Genomic DNA, 23,913 nt, shown 5'->3' on the forward strand with positions numbered 1-23,913 from the left:
TTTCGATCATCGTCCGCTCCCAGCGGTAGTTCCCATTTGCCGCGGGCCACGTCCGCTAGAATTTGCGGAGGACGCCGACGACCACGCCCTGGATCTGGAAGTCGCCGTCCTTGACGAGGATCGGCGGCATGGCGGCGTTGGCCGGTTGCAGGCGGACGTGATCCTGCTCCCGGTAAAACCGTTTCAGCGTCGCCGAGTCGTTGTTCACCAGGGCCACCACCGTCTCGCCGTTCTTCGCCTCACTGCGACGCTCGACGATGACGTAGTCGCCGTCCTGAATGTGGTCGTCGATCATCGACTGCCCCCGCACCTGCAGGACAAACAGGTCCTTCCCCTCCGGGCTGGGCAGGAGCGACATCATCTCCTTCGCCTCGAACACCTCCAGCGGACGGCCCGCGGCGATGGTGCCGAGCAACGGATACTCCGGCGCGCGCGGCGTGAGGTCCTCGACCAGCTCGATGGCGCGGCTCTGGTTCTGCTGGCGGCGGATGAGGCCTTTCGCCTCCAGGTGACTCAGGTGCTTGTGCACCGTCGCCGGCGACGACAACTGGAACTGTTTGGCGATCTCCATGATGCTGGGCGCGTAACCGCGCTGGCGGATGTGATGCTCGATGAACTGATGGATTTCCTTCTGCCGCCGGGTGAGATACATGCAATACCCCCTTACTAGAATCAAACCCATACTAGGCGAAACTAAATCGAAAATCAAGATCGTTGATTAACGCCATATATTCAAAGATTAAGGCTTTCCCGGCGGATCGCCTGTGCTACACTTGGGCCACCATGGGTCAGAAATGCAAAATCCTGTTTTTGTGCACCGGAAACTCGTGCCGGAGCCAGATGGCGGAGGGCTGGGCGCGCCACCTGAAGGGCGACGCCATCGAGGCGCATTCCGCCGGAGTGGACCCCAAAGGCCTGAATCCGCTGGCCGTCAAAGCCATGCGGGAGGCGGGGGTGGACATCTCCGGCCACGCCTCCAAGCACGTCGATGACGTCATGTCCGTGCCCTTCGATTATGTCGTCACCGTGTGCGGTCATGCCGACGCCACCTGCCCGTCGTTTCCCGGCAAGGCACAGGTGGTGCACCGCGGTTTCGACGACCCGCCGCAGCTGGCCGCCGACGCGAAAACCGAAGAGGAAGCGATGGTGCATTACCGCCGCGTGCGCGACGAGATCAAAGCCTGCATCGAAACCCTGCCGGAGAGTTTGCATTGCCCATAATCCCGCACAAGGTGTTTTACTGGACGTGCCCGTTGCCGCTCCTGTTGTTCGGAACGTTCTGGTGGTACGTCAACCAGTTCGAGGGCTGGGGCCAGTGGGCCGCGGCGCCGATGCTCATTCTGCCCATCGCCTTCAGCTTCCTGGTGTCGAGCTGGGGGGTGGTGCTGATCGTGCAGGAACGCCTGCGCGAGCAACCCGTCACCAACCTGGTGCTGGGTACCCTGGTGGGGGGATCGGTGGTCCTGCTCGCCTTCGTCCGCTGGCTGCACATGGAAGTGACACAAAGCTTTTAGATCGAGGAGGCCCCCATGCTCCGCCGATTCCAACCGCACCGACCTTGCCTTCTCCCGTACCTTCTCGCGCTGGTTTTCAGTGTCACCGGCATCCAGCCCGTTGCCGCGCATAAAGAAGAACAGATCAAGATGGTGGTGGTGGGCGACACCGGCATCGGCGAACGCGCCTACCGTCCGGGTTTCGATGCGGTGGTCTCCGCCATGCGAAATGAAGACGCCATGGTCCTTTTGCACCTGGGCGACTTCGTCTACCAGGATCAACTGTTTCCCGATACCTGCCCCGACCGCTACATTCACACCATCAAGCAGACGCTGGCCGCGCCGTTTCCGGTGCGCGTGTTCGTTGCCGGGGACAACGACCTGCCGCCAGTCAAATGGAAACCGAAGGCTTCCGGTTGCTGGGACCAGATCGCGCCGATGGCCACGCCCTTCGACACATTGAAGGACGGGTCCACCGGAGAGCCGTCATCCGGACCCGGTGCGCGCGAGGGCGTCATGAATCTCGAACTGGCCCTGATGGTGGTGCTCGATGCGTACGACTGGAAGGACCCGACCCCGTGGCTGAAGCCGCTGATCGAGAAAGCACGGTCGAAACATCAGTGGGTGATCGTGGCGCTCCACGAACCGGCGCTCACCACCGCGTGGTACGAGGAAAAGCGGCAGACGGTGTTGAAACAGATCAACGCGCTTTCGCCCGACCTCGTCTTCGCCGGCAACCAGCATTCCTACGAGCGGTTTTATCCTCTGGGTGTGCCGGATGACTACGGCAACCTTCCGTTTGTGGAGAAGTCGGATTACCTGCAGGGCGAAGGGGTGACGCACATTGTGGCGGGAGGCGGTGGGGCGACCTTCAAACCGTTCGCCGACCTTTCCGGCAGGGACAAAAACGCGGCCCCGCCGGAGGTGAAGCAGGCCCTGGCCAAACGGGCCCTCATGTTCCATTACCTGACTGTGGAAATGGACGACCACCGGCTGACGGTCCACACCTTCCGCGTGTGCACGCCGGAGTCGGCGGAGGGGAATCCCCGCTGGCGACCCAATATGAAGGTGTGGAAGACAGTGCCCCTGGAATGCGACGGACAGCCGCCGGGGGTGACGCTTTACGATACGGTGACGATCCGCAATCCGTGATCGGGAGCGATCAGACTTTCTTGCCGAGGAACGCGTCCACTTCGTCGATGGTGACCTGCACGTCTCTCGCCGAGGTGTCCAGCATTTCCTTTTCTTCCGCCGTGAGGTCGAGCTCGATGATCTTGGTGATGCCGTTGTAACCCAGTTCCACCGGGACGCCGAAGAAGATGCCCTTCCAGTTGTATTCCCCGTCCAGGTAGGCCGTGCAGGGCAGGATGCGTTTTTTGTCCTGCAGGATGGCTTCCACCATTTTCACGACCGAGGCCCCCGGTGCGAGGAACGCACTGCCGTTTTTAAGCAGGCCCACGATCTCCGCGCCGCCCTTGCGGGTGCGGTTCACCAGGCGCTCGATCTGGTCGGGTTTCATCAGGTTGGTGATGGAGATGCCGGAGACGGTGGTGTAGCGCGGCATCGGCACCATGGAGTCGCCATGCCCGCCCAGCACCATGGCGTCCACGTCCACCATTGAGCAGTTGAGTTCCAAAGCCACAAACGTGCGGAAGCGGGCCGAATCCAGCACTCCCGCCATGCCCATGACACGTTCCCGCGGCAGGCCGGAGATTTCCTTGGCCAGGTACACCATGGCGTCGAGCGGGTTGGAAACGACGATGATGATGGGGTTTTTGGAATACTTCATGATCTGCTCGGTCACGTTCTTGACGATCCCGGCATTGATTTTGAGCAGATCGGCGCGGTCCTGGCCCGGCTTGCGCGGTACGCCGGCGGTGATGACCACGATGTCGGAGTCGGCGGTGTCCTTGTAGTCGTTGGTGCCGACGATGAGGCTGTCGAATACCTGCAGGCAGCCGGACTGTTGCAGGTCCAGCGCCTTGCCCTGCGGCATGCCCTCCACGATGTCGATGAGAACGACATCGCCGAGATTTTTGAAAGCGGTCAACTGGGCGACCGTGGTGCCCACCTGCCCGGCGCCCACAACGGTGATTTTTTTACGCATCGTCCGAAATCCTTATTCTACGGAACCACGGAATCAATAAGGTGGGGACGACTCCTGCGGGCCCCACAGCTGTTGTTTACCTGTAAAACGGTCCGGAACCGGAAGCTGCCCGGTCCCCGTTTCCAATCCAAAGGCCGATCCGTTGAATCCGGAACCGGCAATTCCACACTTCGCGTGTCCTGTTTCCGCCGCCCCGGCCTCCTCCTTCGCTTCGTTTGGCAACAAACGCACCCGGTTTGTTATCTGAACGGAGGGAAGGGTCCAGCGAACTTCTGCAAATCGGCCCCTGGACGAAAGAACGGTATGAACGGACAAGACCTGACGTGTAAGCCTGACACGCTTGAATGAATGGGGTAAACTAAATTATAAGGCCCCCTTTGTCAAGCAAATTTGGCCTTCCGGCCGGGCCCTCGGCACGCAGAATCAACCACTTCCAGCGGGCCCCCGCAGCCCTGAAAATGACCGCGCCGGAAGGCGTGCAAGGCCTCTTGATTTATGACGCACAACGAATCCCGTTTCATGCAACCCGTCCGGCCCCCTTCGCCGGCTCTTTCGGAATCAACGGTTTTCCCTTTTCCCCATGATGCAAATCGTTTATAAATCCAACCTTTGGTACGTGACGCCGCCGCCCCGGGCGGCAACGACCGCGCCGTCCCATCCGAACCGCACGGGTCTTTCATGAACGAGATTTCCATACAATTTGAATTCGGAGCGGATTTCGCCCAACTGGAGGCGATTCCCGAAGACCCCCGTCAGCGCTCGGCGTACTTTCAGCGATTCAAGGCCTTCCTCAATAACAGCCGCGACAAGATCAAAGCCTGGCACCGCTCCGGCGCGGGCGGCCGCGAGGTGATCCAGGCGCACTGTGGCCTGATCGACGAAACCATCAAGCACGTGGTGCTGGCCATCGACGGACTGGGGCCGTTCCGGGACGAAATCCTGGCCGACCGCTTTGCTCTGGTGGCGGTAGGGGGATACGGCCGCGGCGAGCTCAACCCCTGTTCGGACATCGACCTGCTGTTCCTCCTCAACAAGAAGATGGACAGGAAGCTCGATGCCTTCATCCAGGAGGTCATCTCCGTTCTGTGGGGCATCGGCCTGGAGATCGGCCACAGTTGCCGTACCCTCAAGGAATGCCAGTCCCTGGCGCGGGACGATTCCACCGTGCGCACCTCCATGATCGAGACGCGGTTTCTCATCGGCGACCGGGCCCTGTACGGCAGGTTGTGGGACACTGTTTACAAAAACGTGCTCAAAAAGCACGCCCAGGACTACCTGGACACCACGCTCCGCAAATTCTTCTCCCGCTCGGACGGCGGCGAAGGCGTCACCAGCCATCCGGAGCCCGACATCAAAAACGGTCCCGGCGGCCTGCGCGACTACCACGTCGCCATGTGGGCGGTGGCGATGTGCTTCGACGGGGCGTCTTTGAGCGAGATGAACCGCGACGACATCCTCGACGCGGACGAGTTGCAGACGCTCAAGAAGTCGGTCAACTTCCTCCTGCGGGTGCGCAACGAACTGCATTACCTGACGGGCAAGAAAGCCGACGTGCTGACGCGTTCCATCCAGATGGACCTCGCTCATCACCTGGGGTATGAGGGCGGCGGCACGGTGGCGGTGGAGCGGTTCATGCGCGACTACTTCCGTCACGCCACCCACATCCACACCATCTCCGAAGCGGTGTTCCACCGGTGCCTGGAGTCGCGTCCCCTCATCCAGAAAGTGATCACCACCTTCCAGCAGAAAAAATTGGGCCACGGGTTTTTCGCCTACAAATCGCAACTGCGCGTGGCCGACCACACCGACGATATTTTCGAAAAAGACCGCTCGCTTCTCCTCACTGCGTTCACCCTGTGCCGCGACCATAAATTGGAACCTGGAGCGCATCTCAAACGCCTTGTCCGCCTGAACAAACATTTTCTGGACGAGGACTTCATCCGCGGCCGGCAGGCCATCACGTTCCTGTTCGACCTGCTGCGGTCCAACCAGGCGTTTCCCCAGTTGAGGCAACTGCACGAGGCGGGGGTGCTGGGTCAACTGCTTCCGGAATTCGAGGAGTCGCTGTTTGAGGTGCATTACGATTTCTACCACCGTTACACGAGCGACGAACACGCCCTTCGCATGGTGCGGTTTCTGGAAGAACTGAACACCTCAAAGGAGACCAACCTGGAAAAACTCAAACAGGTTTATACCGGGCTTCCCGACCGCAGCATCCTGAAGCTGGCCTGCCTGCTTCAGACCTTCGGCAACCGGCCGGAAGACCTGGATGGAGGCGACCAGAAAAGCCCGCTCACGGAAGTGGCCCAGCGCCTGCAATTGACCCCGAAACAGCAGGGCACGCTGCACTTTCTGGTCAAGAACAAGAACATGATGAACGAGCTCGCGTTCCATCACGACATCCATCATCCCCCCACCATCCGCGAGCTGGGCAGGCTGGCAGGTCAGCCGGAGCGGCTGGACCTCCTTCTTTTGATGAGTTACGCAGACCTGCGGGCGGTAGCGCCAGAGACCTGGACGGAATGGAAAAACATCCTGCTCACCGAGCTTTACCACCGCACCCGCAACTACCTGGTGCGCCCGGAATCCATCGACGAAAAACCCAAGGCCACGCGCAACGCCGTGTACAGCCTGCTGGCGGACGAGTTCGACCGCACCGTCATCAGCGACCATATGGGGACGATGCCGGAAGATTATTTCCTGACCGAGTCCTCGGAGGACATCGCCGACCACATCCGCCTCATCCAGGGCATGGGGGAGCGGCCGTTCAGCCTGAAGGCGACGTATCACGAAAAAGGGGGGTTCTACAACCTGGTGGTGGCCGGGCCGAGCGACATCCACCTGTTTAAAAACCTGGTCGGTACCCTCACCGCAAAGGCAATGAATATCCTGGGGGCGCAGATTTTTGCCGGCAACGGCGGCCTGACCATCCTCATCATCCAGGTCAGCGCGCGCAATATCCAGAACGCGTACGACGACATGCCCGCCGTCTGGCGCGAGGTGGAAGACAACGTGATCCGCATTCTGGAACGCAAGGTCACGCTAAACGAACTCCTGCGAACCCGCACGCGTTTCCACAAACGAAGCGGGGAAAACGAGGGCATCGAGCCCAAAATCCAGATCGAAAACTTCCCGGAAGACCGCTTTACCCGCGTTCGAATCGATGCACGCGACCACCCCGGCATGCTGTACAAGATCGTCTACACGCTGGCGCAGTTCGGCATTGAGCTGCACCGGGCGAAGATCGCCACCCGCGGCGGGCGCGGCATCGACATTTTTTCCGTGTCGCTGCGCGGCGGCAAAATCCTGTTCCAGCCGCTCATCCAGCGCATCAAGGAACAGATCATCCAGAGCCTGCTGGTGGAAAAACTGGAGGAGCTTCCCTGAACCGGATATAATGACGGACCTGTATGGAGGTGTTTTCCAAAGACGATCTCCCCGGCCTGAAAACCCTCTCTGAGGAAGCGGGCTGGGAGCACACGCAAGCCGACTGGGAAGCCATCCTGGAGTCCGGATACGTGTGCGGTGAGCGGGACCAATCCGGCGCTCCCACTGCCTGCGGTGCGCTGTTCGACTACGGCCCGGCCCTGTGCACCCTGGGCATGCTGCTGGTCACTCCGTCCCGGCAGAAACAAGGCGTAGGCCGAAAAATCGTCGAACACCTTCTCGACCGGCGCGAACCGAAAAACAAACCGGCCATGCTGGTGGCCGGAAGCCGCCTGAAAGAATATTACGAAAAGCTTGGGTTTCGTGAAGTGGAGCGCATCCACAAACTGGAGGCGCCGCCCAAAACCCCGCCGCCCGTTTCCACCTTTTCCCTGCAGCAGAGCATCCAGCCTTTGAAGGAACAGGATCTCGTCCCCGTGCTTTCCGTGGATCAGCAGGTGGCGGGCGCGGACCGGTCGCAACTGCTCCGCATCCGCTACCGGCAGACGGAAAAGACGCTCCGCATCACCAACCCGCAGGGAACCCTGCTGGGGTACGCGATGGGCGTGAAGCAGGACAAGCAGTTGCTCATCGGCCCACTCATCGCCTTCAACCGCTTCTCGGCAATCGACCTGCTCTCCGCGCTGATGGCGGACCACAACGGCGGACCGGTGCGCATCGACGTCTCCAGCCGGCGCGAAGACCTGGTGCAGACCCTGCTGGACGCGGGCTTCAAGGAACTCGACACCCAGCCGGTGATGGTGAAAGACGCGCCGTCGCTCCCCGGCAAACGCGATCACCTGTTCGCCCTCGCCTCCCAGGCGTGGGGATAGGGAGGGACCCGGCCCCTTTGAGGCGGGGAAACCTGCTTTTCCTTCGAAATAAAAAGCCGTCCAGGCGTTCTATTTGTTCACTTCGCGGCCGAGCTGTTTTTCGACCGAGGCGATCTTCGAGTCCAGCCGCCCCGATTTGCCCTTGCGGTAGTCGATCTTGATCGAGCAGGTGATGCGGCTGCAGTCGGAGCTCATCTTCTCGTAGCACTGCTTGATGACGCTCATCACCTCGTCCCATTCGCCTTCCAGGCAGGTGCCCATGGGGGTCAGGCGGTAGGGAACCCCGCTTTTCGAAACAATATCCAGAGAACGGCTGACGTAGGGGCTCAGGCTCTCCCCCTTGTCCATCGGCGACATGCTGAATTCCAAAAGGATCATGATGGTTTCTCTCCCTGATTACAATGAATTAACCCGCTAAATAGTGCTTGCATTTTAGGCGGGAAGTGTGGAATCATCAAGGCCTCCCTCAGGGAAATTCCAAGAAAAGGCGGTAACACACGTTTGGGCAAAATTGACGAGATCCGTGACCGGATCGACAAGATCGATGAAAAGCTTCTGGAGCTTTTCAATCGGCGCGCCGATCTGGCCATCAAAATCGGCAAAGAGAAAAGCAAAAGGAACGAGTCGAATCATTTTCACGTCCCGCACCGGGAACGCGAAATTTTCGAGCGCATGAAGCGCCTCAATGCGGGGCCCCTGCCTGCGCATTCCATCGAATCCATCTTCCGCGAAATTTTTTCGGCCACGCTGGCGCTGGAAAAACCCCTGCGCATCGCGTACCTCGGTCCGGAGACCACGTTTTCCCACCAGGCGGCGATCAAGGCGTTCGGTCATTCGTCCGTGTTCGAACCCGCGTCGTCCATCGAATCCATTTTCTCCATGGTGGAACGCGGTCACGTCGATTACGGCATCGTGCCCATCGAAAACTCGACCGAAGGCGTGGTCAACCTGACGCTCGACTGCTTCGTCGATTCCAACCTGCACATCTCGGACGAAGTCCTGCTCGGCATCAACCTGTACCTGCTGTCGAAGACCGGCAACCTCGACGACATCAAGGAAATGTATTCGCACCCGCAGCCCTTCGCACAGTGCCGGAGCTGGCTGAACCGCCACGCGGGCGGCATCGAGCAGATCCCGACTTCCAGCACCGCCGTCGCCGCCGAGATGGCGAGCAAACACAAGCACGCCGCCGCCATTGCGGGCAAGCTGGCCGCCGAATTTTACGATCTTAAAATCATCGCGGAAAAAATCGAAGACCGCGCGCAGAACACGACGCGGTTCCTGGTGATCGGCAAGGAACCCGCGAAGAAGGCGAAACGCAACAAGACCTCGGTCATGTTTTCCATTCAGGACGAGGCCGGGTCCCTGCTCAAAATATTGCAGGTGTTCGGGCGAAACGAAATCAACCTGACCAAGATCCAGTCGCGGCCTTTGCGCAACCGGTCGTGGGAGTACCTGTTCTTCGTCGATTTCGAAGGCCACATCGACGACCCCGGCATCGACAAAGTCATCAGGACCGTCAGCAAGCGGTGCATGTATTTCCGCGTGCTCGGTTCGTATCCGTGGAACGGCTGAACGTTATGCAACCCTTTACCAAAATGACCATCATCGGCGTGGGCCTGCTGGGGGCCTCGCTCGCCAAGGTGTGCAAGAAGCGCCAGCTCACGGAGCGCATTGCCGGGTTCGGCAGGAACGCCGACAACCTGAAGCGCGCCGAGGACCAGGGCGTCATCGACCACGGCACCACCGATCTCAAAGACGCCGTCGCCGGGGCCGACCTGGTGGTCCTGTGCTCGCCGGTGGCCAGCATCGTCGAACGGTTTCGCGAAATGGCGCCGCACCTGGACGCGGGATGCATCGTCACCGATGTCGGTTCCGTCAAGGAGCCGCTGGTGAAAGACATCGAACCGCTGCTTCCTGAAGGCGTGCACTACGTGCCGGCACACCCGATCGCCGGGGCGGAGAAATCGGGCCTGGACGCCTCGACCGCCGACCTGTACGAAGGTGCGCGTTGCATCCTGACGCCGACGGACAACACCGATAAAGCCGCGCTCGAACGGATTCAGCAATTCTGGGAAGCGGTGGGCATGCGCGTGCAGATTCTCACCGCGGACGAGCACGATTTCATTTACGGCGCGGTCAGCCACCTGCCGCACGTGGTGGCCTTCGCCCTCATCAACGCCATCGGCCAGCTCAAGACCTCCGACCAGGAGGACATCCTGAACCTGTCGGCGGGCGGCCTGCGCGACATCACCCGCATCGCGTCGAGCGACCCCGTCATGTGGCGCGACATCTGCCTCGCCAACAAAACGCACGTGCTGGACATGATCGACCGGTTCTCCCGGTCGCTGGAAGACATCCGCAAACAGATTGAACAGGACGACGGCGCAGGCCTGAAAGAATCTTTTAAAAACGCCAACGGACACCGCGGCAAACTGGTAGGACAGAATTCATGATCGTAGCCATCGACGGACCCGCGGGAAGCGGCAAGAGCACGGTCGCGCGCATGGTGGCGCGGCGGCTCAAATTCCGGTACATCGAGACCGGTTCCATGTACCGCGCCGTGGCGTGGAAAGCCGACCAGGTGGGGATCGACCCCACCGACGGCGAGGAAGGCGCGGACGAGGTGGCCGAGGTGGCGCGCAACCTCAACATCGAATTCAAACCGGCGGACGACGGCAGCCAGCGTGTGTTCGTCGAGGGCCGGGAGCTCACCCGCGAACTGAAAAATGAAACCGTCGGGCGCATGGCAGCGGTGGTGGCCGCCAACCCGGAGGTGCGCGAGATCCTCGTTTCCAAGCAACGCGAGATGGGACGCAACCACGACGTGGTGATGGACGGACGCGACATCGGCACCGTCGTTTTTCCCGACGCGCAGAAAAAGTTTTATCTCGACGCCGACCCGGTGGAACGCGCCCGGCGGCGTTACGAAGAGATGAAGGGCACGGACCCGGACCTCGATTTCGAACAGATCGTCGAGCAGGTGCGGCAACGCGACCACGAAGACAAAACACGCGCCGCTTCGCCGCTTCGCAGGGCGGAGGACGCGATGTTGATCGACACCACTTCCCGTTCCATAGACGAGGTGGTGGAGCAGATGGTGCGGGCCATTGAATCCGCACCCGAAGAAATGAAAAGCAAACCGTAACTGGATTATCAACCTTTAACCGCAGTACCTGGTGCATCCTGGAGGACCAACATTGTGAGTAACACAGATTTTGATCTCGACGAAACCGTCGAAGAAATGACCGAAGAAGACAAGCAGATCCGGGCGGAGATGGAAGCCTACCTGGAAAAAAGCATGACCGGATTCCGCGAAGGCGAAATCATCAACGGCCGCGTGCTCAACGTGGGCAACGGCATGGTGACCGTCGATGTGGGCTTCAAATCCGAAGGCGTCATCAACCTCAACGAATTCCCGGAAAGCGAGAAACCGCTCAACGTCGGCGACGAAGTCGAGGTGTACCTCGAGCGGGTGGAGGACCAGGACGGCATCGTCGTCCTGTCCAAGGAAAAGGCGAACAAGATCAAAATCTGGGAGAAGCTCGTCAAGGCCTTCGAAGCGGAAGAGATCATCGAGGGTACCGTGGTCGCCAAGGCGAAGGGCGGCCTGACCGTGGACATCGGCCTGAAAGCCTTCCTGCCGGGCTCGCAGATCGACCTGCGGCCGGTGCGCAACCTGGAAAAGCTGATCGGCGAAAAGTTCAAGATGAAGATCATCAAGATGAACAAGAAGCGCGGCAACATCGTGCTCTCCCGCCGCGTCCTGCTCGAAGAGGAACGCAAGCACGCGCGCGCCGACACCCTCCAGAAAATGGAGGAAGGCAACCAGGTGGACGGCATCGTCAAGAACATCACCGACTACGGTGTGTTCATCGACCTGGGCGGCATCGACGGCCTGCTGCACATCACTGACATGTCCTGGGGCCGCGTCAACCATCCTTCGGAAATGTTCTCCATCGGCGACAAGGTCACCGTCATGGTGCTCAAGTACGATAAAGAAAAAGAACGCGTGTCGCTGGGCCTCAAGCAGATCACCCCGGACCCGTGGGTGGACGTGGACCAGAAGTACCCTGTCAACACCCGCATCAACGGCAAGGTGGTTTCCATCACCGACTACGGCGCGTTCGTCGAGCTGGAGAAAGGCATCGAGGGCCTGGTGCACGTCTCCGAGATGTCGTGGAGCCGTCACGTCAAACACCCGAGCAAGATGGTGAGCATCGGCGACGGCGTGGAAGCGGTGGTGCTGACGCTCGACAAGGAAAAGAAACGCATCTCTCTCGGCATGAAGCAGACCGAGCCCAACCCCTGGGAGAACATCGAAGAGAAGTACCCGATCGGCTCCACCGCCGAGGGCATCGTGCGTAACCTCACCGAGTTCGGCGCGTTCGTGGAACTCGAGGACGGCGTCGACGGGTTGATCCACATCTCCGACATGTCGTGGAACAAGAAGATCAAGCATCCTTCCGAACTGCTCAAGAAAAAAGACAAGGTGCAGGCGGTGGTGCTGAACATCGACAAGGACAACTGCCGCATCTCCCTCGGCATGAAACAGCTGGAAGCCGACCCGTGGGACGACATCCCCGGCCAGTACCCGCTGGGCAAGGAGGTCGCGGGGACCATCGTGAAGGTCACGGGCTTCGGCGCGTTCGCCGAGTTCGACGACGGGCTGGAAGGCCTGATCCACGTGTCGCAGTTGAGTTCGAAAAAAGTCACGCACCCGGAAAAGGTGGTGAAGGTGGGTGACGAGATCAAGGCCAAAGTCATCAAGGTGGACACGGCCAACAAGAAGATCGGCCTCAGCATCAAGGCGTACGAGGAAAACCTCGATCCTTCGGAGATCGAGGACGTGCAACTCGATGACGAGGCGAAAGAAGAAGGGGAATCCTCCTGACCGGAGGGTTCCTTTTTCGCTCACAGAGGAAACGAAACATGGACAATCCGGCGAAAGAATCCGGCAAGAAGGAACGCAGGAGTTTCAGCAAGGGATTCTGGTGGTTCCTGTTCATCCTGCTGGCGTTGTTCGCCGGGTCGTCCGTGCTGGGCCGTTTCCTGGGCGGCGGCGAATTCAACGGGCGCGAGCAGATCGCGCTGGTCGAGGTCACCGGCGTCATCATGGACTCCGGCGACATCGTCCGGCAGTTGTCCAATTACCGGCGCGACAACGAGATCAAGGCCATCGTCCTGCGTGTGGATTCTCCCGGCGGCGGCGTGGCGCCGTCGCAGGAAATCTATGAAGAAGTCCTGCGCATCCGCGCCGACAAGAAACCCATCTACACCTCCATGGGCTCCATGGCGGCGTCCGGCGGCTACTACATCGCCTGCGCCACCGACCGCATATACGCCAACCCCGGCACCCTGACGGGAAGCATCGGCGTCATCATGGCCTTCACCAACGCCACCGAACTGATCGGCAAGATCGGCATCAAGCCGGAAGTCATCAAAAGCGGCAAGTACAAGGACATCGGGTCGCCCACGCGCCCCATGACCAAGTCCGAACGGCGCTACATGCAAAAGGTTTCCGACGACGTGCACGACCAGTTCATCACCGCCGTGGCGGAGGGCCGCGGACTCGATAAAAAAACCGCCCGCAAATTTGCGGACGGACGCGTCTTCACCGGCAGGCAGGCCCAGGACTACAAACTGGTAGACGAAATGGGTGGGCTGGAAGAAACCATCCAGCAGCTGGCAAAGGCGGTCGGCATCGAAGGGCGCCCCCGAATTGTGGTGGAACGGCCGGAAAAAAGCCTTCTGGAGCTACTGCTGGGAGCCAACGTAAGCGAAAGCCTTGAAACCTCCCTGTGGCCCACGCAACTGCCCCGCCTGCTCTATCTGTGGCTTCCCTAACCTTATTAATCAATAAGTTAAACCAATAGCACCGCTTCCCCGGACGCAGTCATCCCTCCCCCCATCTATTTAGTATATCCGATATTTTTCTTTTTAATTCCACCCGTTTCACTCCATTCGGGGGAGTTTCGTTTTTTCGAATCAAATCCCGTAAAGCCTGCAAAACTCTTGACTTCGTTGACCTTAGTGATATACTTTCGGCAAAAATCAATCTTTGATGGGGAGATTTGAATGACCAAGGCGGAGTTGGTTGAAAAAGTTTCGGCACAAATCAATTTGACCAAAAAGCAAACTGAGGTTGTCGTAAACACGGTTTTTCAAAGCATCACCGAATCTTTGGCGGAAGGTAAAAAAGTGGAACTGAGAGGCTTCGGCAGTTTTCGTGTAAGAAGCCGCAATGCCCGCATTGGCAGAAATCCGAAATCCGGAGACCGGGTGGATGTCCCGGCCAAAAGGGTTCCTTTTTTCAAGGCAGGCAAGGAGTTGCGGGAACTGGTGGACGACCAGGCCCTGGGCGACGACAACTCTTCGGGCCACGACACCTAAACCCTTGATTTAACAGTTCTCTCTCCCCCGACCTCAAGTATTTGGCAGATGGAGCAAGCAGGGTTTGCCCTGCTTTTTGTGTTTTGGACCCAGGTTTTCCCCGGGCCGTTCGCATCCCTGCGCCAGCCCGCCTGTACTCACTTGCATTGAAACGGAAACGCACGCCCCATGCCCGGCAATACCTTTGGACAACTGTTTCGTATTTCGACGTGGGGCGAGTCTCACGGCGAGTCCATCGGTGTCGTCATTGACGGCTGTCCGGCCGGACTGCCCATCACCGCCGAAGAGATTCAAAAAGAGCTCGACCGACGCCGCACCGGGCAGAGCAAAGTCACCACCACGCGCAAGGAACCGGACCAGATCCGCATCCTCTCCGGCGTGTTCCAGGGCAAGACCACCGGCACCCCGCTCGCCATGATGGTGGAAAACGCCGACGCCGACTCCTCCAAATACGAACTCATCAAGCACCTGTACCGGCCCGGCCATGCGGATTTCACTTACGATAAAAAATACGGTTTCCGCGACTACCGGGGCGGCGGCCGTTCCAGCGCCCGTGAGACGGTAGGCCGCGTCGCCGCCGGGGCCATCGCCAAAAAACTGCTGGCCCGCCACAAAATCAAAGTGTTCGCCTACACCCGCCAGATCGGGGACCTGGTCATGCAGTCCTTCAGCCAGAGGGAAATCGAGAACAACATCGTGCGCTGTCCCGACAAAAAGATGGCCGAGCGGATGGTCGAGGCCATCCTGCAGGCGCGCAAGGACGGCGACTCGCTGGGCGGCGTCATCGAGGTCGTTGCCAAAGGCGTCCCGGCGGGACTGGGCGAGCCGGTGTTCGACCGGCTGGATGCGGACCTGGCCAAGGGTCTCATGTCCCTCCCCGCCGTCAAGGGCGTCGAGGTGGGCATCGGCTTCGAAGCGGCCCGCCTGCGCGGATCCGAAGCCAACGACGTGTTCATCGCCAAAAATGGCAAAATCACGACGAAGACCAACAACGCCGGCGGCGTGCTGGGCGGCATCTCCAACGGCCACGACATCGTTCTGCGCATGGTGGTCAAGCCGACGTCGTCCATCAACCGCGAGCAGGACACGGTGACGCAGAAAGGCAGGAAAGCCAAGATCCGCGTGGAAGGCCGGCACGACCCCTGCGTCGCGCCACGTGCCGTTCCGATGGCCGAGGCGATGGTCGCTCTGGTGCTCATCGACCACCTCCTGCGGCAGAAACAGGCCCAGTTATAAAGCCGATCCATTCACCCGCACGGACCCCTTGCCCGCGTCCTGGCATCTGATACACTGAAATCATGAAACAACCCCTGAAAGTCGGGTTCCTGCAAACCCTGCCGGTGTTCGGCGACATCGCAACCAATCTCAAACAGGTGGAGCAGCGCCTGAGCGGCATGGATGCCGACCTCGTCGTCCTGCCGGAACTGTTCACCACCGGCTACCAGTTCCGCAACCAGAAAGAAGCGCGCGACCTCGCGGAGCCGGTCCCCGACGGACCCACCACCCGGGCACTGATGAAGCTCTCCCACGACCTGGGCATGCACATCGTGGCCGGGCTGGCGGAAGTGGAAGGAGACACGGTGTACAACTCCGCCGTGCTGACGGGTCCGGAAGGCTACGTCGGCAAATACCGCAAGGCACATATTTTCGACACGGAAAAAAACATCTTTGCCGCGGGCAACCTGCCCCTGCCGGTGTTCGACATCGGCAAGGCGCGCGTCGGCATCATGATCTGTTTCGACTGGCGGTTTCCGGAAACGGCGCGGACGCTGGCGCTCAAGGGCGCGGACGTCATCGCCCACCCTTCCAACCTGGTACTGCTGACCTGCCCGCAGTCGATGATCACGCGCTGCCTGGAAAACCGCGTGTTCGCCGTCACCGCCGACCGCGTCGGTTCCGAATCCCGCATCGAGGGCGAAACCCTTCGGTTCATCGGGCAGAGCCAGGTGGTGGACCCGGACGGCGAGGTCCTCGTGCGCGCCTCCGAAGAAAATGAAGAGGACCACGTGGTGGAAATCGACCTCGCCAACGCGCGCAACAAAAGCATCAACCCGCACAACGACCTGATCGCCGACCGCCGCGAGGACCTTTACAGAATCCCGTGAATTCTGCTATATAGAGTGGAATTCCGACAATCACCGAACTGACTCCGGACCTCTGAACGGCCCGGTTTTTCATTTGCACAGGGAGACCCATGGACAAGCCCAAATCCCGTTTCATCAAAAGCGACAACGGCACCATCTACGACTCGCAGACCAGCCTCACCTGGAAGGCCACCGATTCCTACCTCGATCTGGAAAAAGAAGTGACGTGGGACGAAGCGCAGGAATACGCCAAACAGGTCAACGCGGATAACTTTGGCGGGCACAACGACTGGCGCCTGCCCAGCTTTCAGGAAGCGGCGTCGTTGTATGACGAGGAAAAGCTGAACAAGGACTTCAAGGGCGGGGACATCCGCATGGACTCCATCTTCCCGCCGGGTGCGGGCAACACCACCTGGACGACGGAGGAGCGCGGCAAGGAAGCGCAGATCCTGTTCTACATCAACGGCTGTCCCTACTGGTACGAGAAGAACGACAAGACCATCTCCCACGCCGTCCGCCTGGTCCGTCGCGGGTAAGAGACCGTTTAGAAACCGGATTTACTTTTCGGTCAGGTCGTAGGCGCGTTCGTCGCCGGAAAGGGCGGGTTTTTCGATGCCGGAAATGAAATTTTTCAGCCGGTGGACGTCGTCCATGTTCGGATAGGGTTCGCCGCGGCTGTGGCAGAGGATGGACTCGAACAGCTTGCGGTAGTAGGACCGGTAACTTTTCAATAGAAGCGGTGCGTAACTGTTCTTGATGACCTGGTCATAATAGCGGTCGAGGACGGCCTGAAACAGGGTTTGCAGGGCCGCGGAATACAGTTGGAAATACGCGGTTTTCTGCTTAAACTCGCCAAACGGCACATTGCCCCACGCGTCCTTGAAATACACGTAAATCAACTGCCTCTCGGTGTCCAGCCACCGTTTCTGGAAGAACTCCTCCCACATCACCCGGTTGCGGGCATGCCCCATCAGCACCTCCCTCAACGCACACTTCTGTGCGTAATGATCCTTGCCGGCGCAGATGCGTCCCAACGTGTCCAGAAATTCCCGGCGCACGTCGTCATAGAACTCGGAATTCTCCTGCAGAGCCCGGGCAAAGGCATGCTGGTGGGTTAAAGCCCTGCTGCTGGCATACTGGTGAAACAGGCGTGCACTGTATGCCATGACGGTATCGTAATCCATGGTTCCTTGCGGGGTAGAGCGTGGAAAAACTCACTGCTATATTCATGGTAACGACCAAACCCGGACCGGTAAACTTGAATTTGAATCGCGTTTGGAAATAATTTTTTCTCTATTTGATTTTAAATGAGTTACGGTTTCAGGCTGGAACGCACCAGTTTGCCGATGGTCAGTCCCTGCACCAGCACCGAGAACACGACGACCACGTAGGTCATCATGAGGATGGTGTCGCGTTGCGGCGAGGGCGGTAAGGACAGGGCCAGGGCGATGGAGATGCCGCCGCGCAATCCACCCCAGGTGAGGATGCGGATGGTCTTCGGCGGGAACTCGCGGCGGAATTTGAGCATGTAAACCGGGATGGACACGCCGGTGATCCGCGCCAGCAGAACCAGCGGAATGGCCAGCAGGCCCGCCAGCAGGCTGGAGCCGTCGAACACCAGGATCAGGACCTCCAGGCCCAGCAGGACGAACAGCACGGCATTCAGGATTTCATCGATCAACTCCCAGAACGTGTCCACGTGGACGATGGTGGTCTCGGACATGCCAAACGTGCGGCCGTGGTTGCCGATGAGGAGGCCCGACGCCACCGCCGCAATGGGCGCCGACACGTGGATGGCCTCCGCCGCGGCATAGCCTGCGATGACCAGCGCGACGGTGATCAGCACTTCCACCTGGTAATTGTCGACGGTGCGGATCAGCCGGTAGGCGATATAACCTGTGGCCAGACCGAACAGCGCGCCCCCCACCGCCTCTTCCACAAACAGCAGGGCGATCGATCCAAACGTTGGCTCATTGGCTCCGGTGGCGATGCCCGCGATCACCAGGAACACCACCACGGCGACGCCGTCGTTGAACAGGGATTCCCCGGCAATCTTCGTCTCCAGTTCTTTCGGCGCGTTGGCGGATTTCAGAATCGCGAGCACGGCGATGGGATCGGTCGGCGAAATCAACGCACCAAAAACGAGACAGTATATGAACGGCAGGTCGAGTCCCAGCACCTGCCCCACACCATAAGTGAATCCACCCACGAGGAAGGTCGACAGCACCACACCGACCGTGGCGAGCAGGGTGATGATCCATTTCTGTTTGGCCAGGTCGCCGAGGTCGATGTGCAACGCCCCGGCGAACAGCAGTGCCCCCAGCATGCCGTGCAAAAGGAGGCGTTCGAAATCGACCCCTTCCAGAATGACCCGCGCGGTTTCTTCCAGCGCCGGGATGTGCGCCAGCTCGCCCACCGCAACCAGCAACAGCGAAAACATCAGGGCGATGGCCATGAGGCCGATGCTCGCCGGCATCTTCAAAAACCGGTGGTTCAGGTACGCGAACGTCGCGGTCAGGAACAGCAGGATGGCGATGAGGTCGAAAGTGGGCACAGGTTATCTTGGGAAGGTTTGAAGCGGAATCACTTCATCAGCTTCGGGTTGGGCAGGTCCAGTCCAAAAGCCGGTACTTTAACATCCTGCACGGTGTATTGACGATACAAACTTTGGAATTCGTCGGTGCCCAGGCCCGGATCGAGCAGGCGTTGCAGTTGTTTGAGCGTGATGGGCTGAAACGAGCTTTCCGCGAATAATGAAGTCCCGAGCCCGATCCAGTGGTCGTGAACGAATTTCTGGTGCACCAGGGCCTGCACGCCGCCGAAATGGTACAGGGCCTGCTGCAGGGCATGACGGGCGATGTAGGCCGGAACACAGCGACCGATGGCAACGACTTTCGACGGGTTCTCCGCCGCCGGGTAGGGCCACAATGCCACACGGGTAAACCCCATCAGCGCCATTTCCTTGCGGATGGCGGGAAACTGCGGTTCCAGACGTTTCGCCAGCCAGGCCTCGATCTTCACCGGTCGCTCCTCGATGGACGGACACGGGGCTTCTTCCGCCGCCATTGCGGGGAAGGCGGTCCACCCGGGCAGCAACACAAGCCCAACCACCATCCACCTGAATAGTCCCAACCGTTTCAACCTGCACCTCCTGCGCACATCCTTATTTGATCATTCTCCTCCATTCCGCAGGCAAAACCAAGCGCACTTCTCATAACCACCAAACGGAATCCCAACAGGCTATGAGTAGTCTGGCGCTGACTAAAAAAGGAGAAAAAAATGAAAACGATGAATGGATTGAGCCAGTTCGTGACCCGCAACCTGAACATGCAATTTCTGATCGCTTTATCGCAAAGCCAGGAACAGACCACGCGGTCACACTCGCCCTACGCGCTGGGCTACATCTTCGGTTTCACCAGCGGCGGATTCGACGCCTTCCAGGTTCACAACCAGTCGGACCGGTTCCAGGTGCTGATCGATGTGTACGAACACGTGTTCGAAATGGAAGGGGCGGACTACCTGAACCAGTCACTGCACCTGAATTGGAATGACGCCTTCAAGAAAGGCAACCAGTGCGGCTGGGAGGAGATGAAACGCCTGCTGGTGCGGGAGGAGTCGGCCATCGGGCTGGTGCGTTATCTGATCCACGGGGAAATCACTTCCGCCATGAACCCGGATGTTCCGGTGCCCGGTGTCGCCGCAGCCTGCGCGGGCTAAGTTGATGCGGCTTCCCCAAAAACCGCCTTCTTCCTTCCCCTCCTTTTCAAGGAGGGGTTACATGGGAGGTCACCGAGGGTCCTTCTTTTTCCCGCATTCAAGGGGGAACGGGTCTGTTTTCCAGCGGGCCCTCGTTTCGCCCACGGGGTGAATCACCACACCCCGCTCATTTGCCTCCATTGGCCGGGGGCCTTGCCCCCTAGTCGACTTTTTTGACGTTGGGTTTTTCAAGACCCATGAAGGTGACTGTGTCGTCCTGGATGGAAAACTTGCGGTACAGGGCGTGGAACTCTTCATCGCTCAACTTTGGATCGAGCAGTTGTTCCACCTGTTCTTTCGTCACCGTCTGTTGCGACGGCTCATCGAAAATGGTGACGCCGATGCCGATCCAGTGCGAATGCAGAAACGCCTGGTTGACGAGGCTCTCGATGCCTTCCGTGTATTTGAAACTGGTGTTCAGCACATGGCGCGCGATATAGGCGGGCACGCAGCGTCCCACCGCCACCACCTTGGAGGTCTTGCCCATAGGAAATGGACGGATGCGCGACTGCGTATGGCCGATCTCCACAAACTCCTTGACGATCTGCCGCTTCTCCCGCGTGTGTTCACGGTTGATGTACCCTTCCACCTTGATTTTTTTCGTTTCCACCGGCTCGCAGGGCCTGCCTTCTTCCTCCGCTCCTGCCGGCGAAACCAGCCACGTGAGCAACAGGGCGGCAAGGCCGATCCACTTCCTTAAATCCAACACATCGATTCCTTTCAAAAAACGTTTTCCCCGCAAGGGGGTTTTCTTTTACCCGATGCGGGTATGATACAATGAAAACACGCTAAACTTGGGTCACCTTTGAAATCAATTACTTAACAAGGCGTCCGGGCCCCGTTGAGGACCTCACGGCGGGAAGCCCTGAAAACGGGCACCTCACCGGGCCGATGCCTGTTTGTTCCGGTATTCCTCGGCGCACTTCTCACTGCAAAAGAAAAGTTCGTTGCCCTGGATGGTTTTGCGGATGGCTTCCGGTTTGGGGACATACATGCGGCAGTTGGGGTCTTTCACCATATCCGTCGCGTCCGGGTTTTCCGCCTTCCTGGAAGGCGAAGCGAACGCCCAGCGGAACAGGAAATACAAAATAAGGATGCCCAGCGCAATCAGCGCAAATCGTGCCATGACTGCATTGTACGTGGAATCCCCCGTCCATTCAACGCCAGGCACAGCCTGAAGTCAACGCAGGCAGGCTGAGCGGGTTGTGGTGATTCACCCCGTGGCCGAAACGGGGGTCGGTGTGAAAGCAGGCCGGTGGACAAGGTCCACGGCAAACGGGCAATGCCCTGCGCGGGGACTGCACGTTTCCGGGCACAAAATGGATACATCATGAACGACGACTGGAAACACGAAGACGACAGCGAGCCCGACGAGGCATTGGACGATTCCGATTCGATGCCGCTGGAACCGGACGTGCTCGGCGCCGAAGACGAGGACGCCGGGCAGGCAGAGGACGAGGAGGAACGCCATCTGCCGATGGTGGGCGGCACCAGTGCGCTCGCGCCGCTCGATCCCCTGGCCGCCTACATTCAGGAAATCCGCCAGTACGGCGAACTCAGCCCGGAAGAGGAACACGAGCTCGCCCTCAAGTATCAGGAAACGGGCGACGTGAAAGCGGCATACAAGCTGATCACACACAACCTGATGCTGGTGGTGAAGATCGCCCTCACCTTCCGCCGCGAATGGCAGCACACCATGGACCTCGTGCAGGAGGGCAACGTCGGCCTCATGAAAGCGGTGCAGAATTTCGATCCCTTCCGCGGCGTGCGCCTGCCCGCCTACGCCAGCTGGTGGATCAAGGCCTACATCCTGAAGTTCATCCTCGACAACTGGCGGCTGGTGAAAGTGGGCACCACCAACGCGAGGCGGAAACTGCTGTACAACCTCAGAAAGACCAAGGAAAAGCTGATCGCCGAAGGCGTCGACCCCTCGCCCAAACTGCTGGCCGAGCATTTCGGCGTGGACGAACAGGATGTGATCGACGTCGAGGCCAGCCTGGGTGCGGCGGATGTGTCCATGGAAACGCCGTCGCAACCGGACAGCACCATGACGCCGATGAAAACCCTCACCGACGGCAAGACCCCTGACGAGGAACTGGAGGTCGAGCAGTTTCACCGCCTGGTGCGGGAAAAGATCGAACAGATGTTCGACGAGCTCAAACCCATCGAGCGCGAACTGATCGCCACGCGCATCCTGTCGGAGGATCCGGTATCGCTGAAGGAAATCGGAGAGAACTACGGCATCACCCGCGAGGCCGTGCGCCAGGCGGAACAGCGCCTGTTGAAAAAGCTCAAGTTGTACCTCGCCGAGCAACTCCCCGAAGTCGAGAATTATTTCAACAATTGACCGGTCCGCCAAAATACGTTAATTAATCCCATCACTCAAACATTCCATCATCACCGCAGGGGAGGTCACCACAATGGAAATCCGCAAAGAAACCGACAGCATGGGCGCGATCGACGTGCCGGCGGACCGCTACTACGGCGCACAGACGGCGCGGTCGCTCATCCACTTCGACATCGGCTGGGAAACCATGCCGCGCGAGATCATCCGTGGCATGGGCATCCTCAAAAAAGCCGCGGCGCAGGTGAATGCGGACGTCGGGGTTCTTGCGGCGGACAAGCGCGACCTCATCGTGAAGGCGGCGGACGAGGTGATCGAGGGCAAGCTGGACGACCATTTTCCCCTGCGCGTGTGGCAGACGGGCAGCGGCACGCAGTCGAATATGAACTCGAACGAAGTCATCGCCAACCGCGCCATCGAGATGGCGGGCGGCACGCTGGGAAGCAAGGACCCGGTGCACCCCAACGACGACGTCAACAAGGGCCAGTCCTCCAACGACACCTTCCCCACCGCCATGCACATCGCGGCGGTCGAACAGATTCACGAACGCCTTCTCCCCGCGGTCAAGGGTCTGCGCGACGCGCTCAGGGCCAAGGGGGACGAGTTTCACGACATCATCAAAATCGGCCGCACGCACCTGATGGACGCCACGCCGCTGACCCTCGGGCAGGAGTTTTCGGGCTACGTCCAGCAGATGGACAACGCCGTCAAACGCATCGAAGGCTGCCTGCCCCGGCTGTACGAAATCGCCCTCGGCGGCACGGCGGTGGGAACGGGGCTAAACACTCACAAGGATTTTCCCGTTAAGGTAGCGAAGGCCATTGCGGACATCACCGGCCTGCCGTTCGTCACCGCGCCGAACAAGTTCGAGTCGCTGGCGGCGCACGACGCGGTGGTCGAGGCCAGCGGCGTGATGAAAACCATCGCCTGCTCTTTGATGAAGATCGCCAACGACATCCGCCTGCTGGGCTCCGGGCCCCGTTGCGGGCTGGGCGAGCTCATCCTGCCGGCCAACGAGCCGGGCTCGTCCATCATGCCGGGCAAGGTGAACCCGACGCAGTCGGAGGCGATGACCATGGTGGCGGCGCAGGTGATCGGCAACGACACAGCGGTGAACGTCGGCGGCGCCAGCGGGCATTTCGAACTGAACGTGTTCAAGCCGATGATGATCTACAACCTGCTGCAGTCGATCCGGCTGATCGCCGACTCGTGCCGCTCGTTCACCGAGCACTGCGTGGTCGGCATCCGGCCGAACCGCGACCGCATCCAGCACTTCCTCAACGATTCGCTGATGCTGGTCACGGCGCTCAACCCGCACATCGGCTACGACAACGCAGCCAAAGTGGCGAAAAAAGCGTACGAGGAAAACACCTCTTTAAAGGAGGCCGCCGTGGCGCTGAACCTGCTCACCGCCGAGGAGTTTGACGAGAAGGTTCAGCCGGGGAACATGATCGGCCCGAAATGATCGGTGATATAA

25 protein-coding genes are annotated in these 23,913 nt (G+C 59.7%); 17 read left to right on the top strand and 8 right to left on the bottom strand.

Annotated features, from left to right (window positions below):
• Positions 1-55: 55 nt before the first annotated feature.
• Entirely contained in the window at positions 56-652 is a 597-nt protein-coding gene (gene lexA / locus ACTRW9_RS10950) for a transcriptional repressor LexA (RefSeq protein ID WP_442429372.1), read from the bottom strand.
• A 131-nt stretch (positions 653-783) separates the two neighbouring features.
• Here lexA and ACTRW9_RS10955 point away from each other — a divergent pair, with 131 nt between their 5' ends.
• Genes ACTRW9_RS10955 through ACTRW9_RS10965 form a run of 3 tightly spaced genes read left to right on the top strand, consistent with a single transcriptional unit; the run spans position 784 to position 2,645 of the window.
• A complete protein-coding gene (locus tag ACTRW9_RS10955; RefSeq protein WP_442429373.1) occupies positions 784-1,221 on the top strand; it encodes an arsenate reductase ArsC in 438 nt (145 codons plus the stop codon).
• On the top strand, positions 1,212-1,514 hold the full coding sequence (locus ACTRW9_RS10960; protein ID WP_442429374.1) for a hypothetical protein: 303 nt from the start codon (positions 1,212-1,214) through the stop codon (positions 1,512-1,514). Before ACTRW9_RS10955 ends, ACTRW9_RS10960 begins: the two co-directional genes overlap by 10 nt.
• 15 nt (positions 1,515-1,529) lie before the next feature.
• On the top strand, positions 1,530-2,645 hold the full coding sequence (locus tag ACTRW9_RS10965) for a metallophosphoesterase (RefSeq protein ID WP_442429375.1): 1,116 nt from the start codon (positions 1,530-1,532) through the stop codon (positions 2,643-2,645).
• Between the two features lie 10 nt (positions 2,646-2,655).
• Here the strand turns inward: ACTRW9_RS10965 and mdh are convergent, their stop codons facing one another.
• Entirely contained in the window at positions 2,656-3,600 is a 945-nt protein-coding gene (gene mdh, locus ACTRW9_RS10970; RefSeq protein WP_442426273.1) for a malate dehydrogenase, read from the bottom strand.
• Positions 3,601-4,209: 609 nt separating this feature from the next.
• Here mdh and glnD point away from each other — a divergent pair.
• Positions 4,210-6,987, top strand: a complete 2,778-nt coding sequence (gene glnD, locus ACTRW9_RS10975) for a [protein-PII] uridylyltransferase (RefSeq protein ID WP_442429376.1) — start codon at positions 4,210-4,212, stop codon at positions 6,985-6,987.
• A gap of 23 nt (positions 6,988-7,010) precedes the next feature.
• Positions 7,011-7,859, top strand: a complete 849-nt coding sequence (locus ACTRW9_RS10980) for a GNAT family N-acetyltransferase (RefSeq protein ID WP_442429377.1) — start codon at positions 7,011-7,013, stop codon at positions 7,857-7,859.
• Positions 7,860-7,928: 69 nt separating this feature from the next.
• On the opposite strand, the gene ACTRW9_RS10985 is transcribed toward ACTRW9_RS10980, so the two are convergent.
• On the bottom strand, positions 7,929-8,237 hold the full coding sequence (locus ACTRW9_RS10985) for an MTH1187 family thiamine-binding protein (protein WP_442426276.1): 309 nt from the start codon (positions 8,235-8,237) through the stop codon (positions 7,929-7,931).
• A 123-nt stretch (positions 8,238-8,360) separates the two neighbouring features.
• On the opposite strand from ACTRW9_RS10985, the gene pheA reads away from it, so the two are divergent.
• From pheA to ACTRW9_RS11030, 9 genes are all read left to right on the top strand, one after another.
• Positions 8,361-9,434, top strand: coding sequence for a prephenate dehydratase (gene pheA, locus ACTRW9_RS10990; protein ID WP_442426277.1), 1,074 nt, complete (start codon positions 8,361-8,363; stop codon positions 9,432-9,434).
• Between the two features lie 5 nt (positions 9,435-9,439).
• Positions 9,440-10,315 (top strand): prephenate dehydrogenase, encoded by an 876-nt coding sequence (locus tag ACTRW9_RS10995; protein WP_442429378.1) that lies wholly within the window; start codon positions 9,440-9,442, stop codon positions 10,313-10,315.
• Entirely contained in the window at positions 10,312-11,007 is a 696-nt protein-coding gene (gene cmk / locus ACTRW9_RS11000) for a (d)CMP kinase (protein ID WP_442429379.1), read from the top strand. Before ACTRW9_RS10995 ends, cmk begins: the two co-directional genes overlap by 4 nt.
• 54 nt (positions 11,008-11,061) lie before the next feature.
• On the top strand, positions 11,062-12,753 hold the full coding sequence (locus ACTRW9_RS11005) for a 30S ribosomal protein S1 (RefSeq protein WP_442426280.1): 1,692 nt from the start codon (positions 11,062-11,064) through the stop codon (positions 12,751-12,753).
• A 38-nt stretch (positions 12,754-12,791) separates the two neighbouring features.
• Complete coding sequence (gene sppA, locus ACTRW9_RS11010) at positions 12,792-13,706, top strand: signal peptide peptidase SppA (protein WP_442429380.1); 915 nt, start codon at positions 12,792-12,794, stop codon at positions 13,704-13,706.
• Positions 13,707-13,937: 231 nt separating this feature from the next.
• Positions 13,938-14,252 (top strand): integration host factor subunit beta, encoded by a 315-nt coding sequence (locus ACTRW9_RS11015; RefSeq protein WP_442426282.1) that lies wholly within the window; start codon positions 13,938-13,940, stop codon positions 14,250-14,252.
• 168 nt (positions 14,253-14,420) lie between these two features.
• Positions 14,421-15,488: a chorismate synthase gene (aroC, locus tag ACTRW9_RS11020; RefSeq protein WP_442429381.1), complete on the top strand. Its 1,068-nt coding sequence runs from the start codon at positions 14,421-14,423 to the stop codon at positions 15,486-15,488.
• A 62-nt stretch (positions 15,489-15,550) separates the two neighbouring features.
• Positions 15,551-16,357: a nitrilase-related carbon-nitrogen hydrolase gene (locus tag ACTRW9_RS11025; RefSeq protein WP_442426284.1), complete on the top strand. Its 807-nt coding sequence runs from the start codon at positions 15,551-15,553 to the stop codon at positions 16,355-16,357.
• Between the two features lie 89 nt (positions 16,358-16,446).
• Positions 16,447-16,872, top strand: coding sequence for a DUF1566 domain-containing protein (locus ACTRW9_RS11030; RefSeq protein ID WP_442426285.1), 426 nt, complete (start codon positions 16,447-16,449; stop codon positions 16,870-16,872).
• Positions 16,873-16,893: 21 nt separating this feature from the next.
• Here the strand turns inward: ACTRW9_RS11030 and ACTRW9_RS11035 are convergent, their stop codons facing one another.
• From ACTRW9_RS11035 to ACTRW9_RS11045, 3 genes are all read right to left on the bottom strand, one after another.
• Positions 16,894-17,520, bottom strand: a complete 627-nt coding sequence (locus ACTRW9_RS11035; RefSeq protein ID WP_442426286.1) for a hypothetical protein — start codon at positions 17,518-17,520, stop codon at positions 16,894-16,896.
• A 128-nt stretch (positions 17,521-17,648) separates the two neighbouring features.
• On the bottom strand, positions 17,649-18,890 hold the full coding sequence (locus ACTRW9_RS11040) for a cation:proton antiporter (RefSeq protein WP_442429382.1): 1,242 nt from the start codon (positions 18,888-18,890) through the stop codon (positions 17,649-17,651).
• A gap of 29 nt (positions 18,891-18,919) precedes the next feature.
• The gene (locus tag ACTRW9_RS11045; protein ID WP_442429383.1) at positions 18,920-19,450 is read right to left on the bottom strand and encodes a hypothetical protein; all 531 of its coding nucleotides are present in this window, start codon (positions 19,448-19,450) and stop codon (positions 18,920-18,922) included.
• A gap of 165 nt (positions 19,451-19,615) precedes the next feature.
• Here ACTRW9_RS11045 and ACTRW9_RS11050 point away from each other — a divergent pair, with 165 nt between their 5' ends.
• The gene (locus ACTRW9_RS11050; RefSeq protein WP_442429384.1) at positions 19,616-20,053 is read left to right on the top strand and encodes a hypothetical protein; all 438 of its coding nucleotides are present in this window, start codon (positions 19,616-19,618) and stop codon (positions 20,051-20,053) included.
• Positions 20,054-20,252: 199 nt separating this feature from the next.
• On the opposite strand, the gene ACTRW9_RS11055 is transcribed toward ACTRW9_RS11050, so the two are convergent.
• Positions 20,253-20,801 carry a hypothetical protein gene (locus ACTRW9_RS11055; RefSeq protein ID WP_442429385.1) on the bottom strand — a complete coding sequence of 183 codons (549 nt, stop codon included), beginning with the start codon at positions 20,799-20,801 and terminating at the stop codon, positions 20,253-20,255.
• Positions 20,802-20,972: 171 nt separating this feature from the next.
• The gene (locus ACTRW9_RS11060; protein WP_442429386.1) at positions 20,973-21,218 is read right to left on the bottom strand and encodes a YHS domain-containing protein; all 246 of its coding nucleotides are present in this window, start codon (positions 21,216-21,218) and stop codon (positions 20,973-20,975) included.
• Positions 21,219-21,422: 204 nt separating this feature from the next.
• Here ACTRW9_RS11060 and ACTRW9_RS11065 point away from each other — a divergent pair, with 204 nt between their 5' ends.
• On the top strand, positions 21,423-22,439 hold the full coding sequence (locus ACTRW9_RS11065) for an RNA polymerase factor sigma-32 (protein ID WP_442429387.1): 1,017 nt from the start codon (positions 21,423-21,425) through the stop codon (positions 22,437-22,439).
• 73 nt (positions 22,440-22,512) lie between these two features.
• Positions 22,513-23,901: a class II fumarate hydratase gene (gene fumC / locus ACTRW9_RS11070; protein WP_442429388.1), complete on the top strand. Its 1,389-nt coding sequence runs from the start codon at positions 22,513-22,515 to the stop codon at positions 23,899-23,901.
• Positions 23,902-23,913: the final 12 nt, after the last annotated feature.

The organism is Nitrospina sp. 32_T5 (assembly GCF_052156635.1).
Lineage (GTDB): Bacteria > Nitrospinota > Nitrospinia > Nitrospinales > Nitrospinaceae > Nitrospina.